Annotated in this window: 1 protein-coding gene; it reads right to left on the reverse strand. The window is 71.7% G+C overall.

Features of this window, described 5'->3' with window-relative positions; translation table 11 throughout:
* Positions 1–143: 143 nt before the first annotated feature.
* A complete protein-coding gene (locus HNV26_RS37240; protein ID WP_216613087.1) occupies positions 144–1,874 on the reverse strand; it encodes a chloride channel protein in 1,731 nt (576 codons plus the stop codon).
* Positions 1,875–1,950 lie beyond the last annotated feature (76 nt).

Here is a 1,950-nt window from a genome sequence, read left to right on the forward strand (position 1 = left end):
GGCCTGGGGTGACATCCGGGACTTCGGGCGGTGGGCGGTGGAGCAGGACGACGCTCAGCACCATGCACAGCAGGCCTATGAGCACGATGCTCCATGCGCGCGCCGGTCCGTGCAGCATCCGTCTGTCTTCCACGCCGCGTTCCTCAGAAGGTCCCCTGCTTCAACACGTCCTGTTTGGAGATTGTGCCCAGCAGGCGCCGCTCTCCGTCCACGACGGGGAGCCGCTCCAGGGAGGTCTCCGTGAAGCGGGCGGCGACCTCGCTCAGGGACAGGCCAGGGGTAATCGGGCGCACGCGCACGTCCATCACGTCCGCGGCGATGGTGGCGTGCAGTTGTGAGTGGTCCGGCAGATGCCCCTTCAACTGGTCGAGCACCAGCGCGCCCCGGTACCGGCCCGCCTCGTCGGTGACGTAGAGGTCCTGGCCCAGGGGCTGCTCCAGCAGGAACGCGAGCACCTGCTGGAGCGGCGCTGACGGAGGGACGCGCTGGTGCACCGGCTTGAGCAGCGCGCGGGCGCCTTCCTGGCGCAGCCAGTGCGGCACGGTGGCGGGGACGCGCACGTTGCGGCGGTTGAGCACGGAGGTGTACAGCGACTCCGGCTCCAGGCGCCGGCTGACGACCGCGGACACCACCGCGCTGAGCATCAGCGGCAACACCAGCGGGTAGTCGCCGGTGAGCTCGAAGATGAGGATCACCGCGGACACCGACGCGTGTGTGGTGCCCGCGAGCACCGCGCCCATGCCCAGCAGCGCGTAGGCGCCGCTGGGCGCGCCGCCGGGCAGCACCCAATCGGCGAGCACACCGAAGGCGCCGCCCAGCAGGCCGCCGTAGAAGAGGGATGGGGTGAAGAGTCCGCCGGGCACGCCGGCTCCGGCGCAGGTGGCGGTGAGGGCCAGCTTCGCCAGCGGAAGCAGCAGCAGGTGGGCCAGGGAGAGCTTGCCGAGCAGCGCCGCGTTCACCGCGTCATAGCCGTTGCCCAGAAGTTGCGGCAGCCACACCGCCGTCACGCCCACCACCGTCATGGACAGCAGGGGCAGGAAGGGCGCCAGCCACGCGGCGGCCTTGTCCAACAGGTCCGACATGACGTTGATGCCGCGCACGTAGAAGGCGGACGCGGCGCCCAGCACCACGCCCAGCAGCATGGCCAACACCAGCTCGCGCGGGTGCATCAGCGTGTAGTGGGGAATCACGAAGCTGGGGTGGTCCGCGATGAGGCCGCGTGACACGAGCGTCGCCACCACGCACGAGACGACGATGGGGCCGAACAGCTCCAGCGCGAAGCTGCCCAGCAGCACCTCCAGGCCAAAGAGGGCCGCGCCAACGGGGACGTTGTACGCGGAGGCCATGCCCGCGGACGCGCCGCAGGCCACCAGCAGGCGGGCCTGGCCAGGGCCCAGCCGCAGCCAGCGGGCCAGCGACGAGCCACTGGCCGCGCCGGTGGACAGCAGCGCGCCCTCGCGGCCCAGCGGCGCGCCCAGCCCCACGGCGAGGATGGAGACCAGCCCCCGCAGCAGCGCGCGCGGCAGTGACAGGCGGCCGGACTTCACCCAGATGGATTCGATGATGCCCGCGGTGCCGTGGCCTCGCATGGGCCGGCCGACGATGAGCGTCAGCAGCGTCACCAGCGCGCCGCCGAGAATCGGGATGAGCACCCGGCGCCACGTGGGGGCCGCCGCGACGCCGGCCAGGAAGTCCTCGCCCGTGCTGCGCCAGAAGAGCTGCTGGGTGAAGCGCAGCACCTTGAGCAGCGCCACCGCGCCCACCCCCGCGATGAGCCCCACCGCGACGACGAGCAGCCAGAAGCGCTGCTCCGGGCCGGTGAGGCTCCCCATCAGCGCGCGGACGAATCCGCCTCGCCCGTGGGCGCCGTCCATGCCGGGAAGGCCATTGGCTGCGTGTCGGACACCCACGCGAATCCAAGTTAGGTGCTGCTTTCGGGCGGGAGGGGCC

Origin of the sequence: Myxococcus xanthus (genome assembly GCF_013116825.1) — a bacterium.
Classification (GTDB): Bacteria; Myxococcota; Myxococcia; order Myxococcales; family Myxococcaceae; genus Myxococcus; species Myxococcus xanthus_B.